This is a genomic window from Mesorhizobium sp. M00.F.Ca.ET.216.01.1.1 (assembly GCF_004010325.2).
GTDB lineage: Bacteria > Pseudomonadota > Alphaproteobacteria > Rhizobiales > Rhizobiaceae > Mesorhizobium.
Window position 1 is genome coordinate 1 of record NZ_SADR02000261.1, and the last position, 361, is coordinate 361.

The 361-nt window shown below is 67.0% G+C and carries 1 protein-coding gene; it reads right to left on the minus strand.

Going from position 1 to position 361, the window contains the following annotated elements:
• On the minus strand, positions 1-361 hold a 361-nt coding region (locus EN859_RS36020), incomplete at both ends, for an ABC transporter permease subunit (RefSeq protein ID WP_135913662.1).

Here is a 361-nt window from a genome sequence, read left to right on the forward strand (position 1 = left end):
GGCAGATTGGCGACCGGCTGGCTCATATCCGCCGAGAAGAACTGGTTCGACAACGCGGTGAAAAGCAGCGGCGCCGTCTCGCCGGAAATGCGGGCGATCGCCAGCAATATGCCGGTGACGATGCCCGACAGCGCGGCGCGATAGGCGACGGAGCGGATGACGATCCAGCGCGGCGCGCCGATCGCCGTGCCGGCCTCGCGCAGGGCGTTCGGCACCAGCAGAAGCATATCCTCGGTGGTGCGCACGACCACCGGAATCACCAGAATGGCAAGCGCGAAGGCGCCGGCGATGGCCGAGAAATGCCCCATCGGCCGGACCAGGAGCTCATAGACGAACAGGCCGACGATGATCGAGGGCGCCG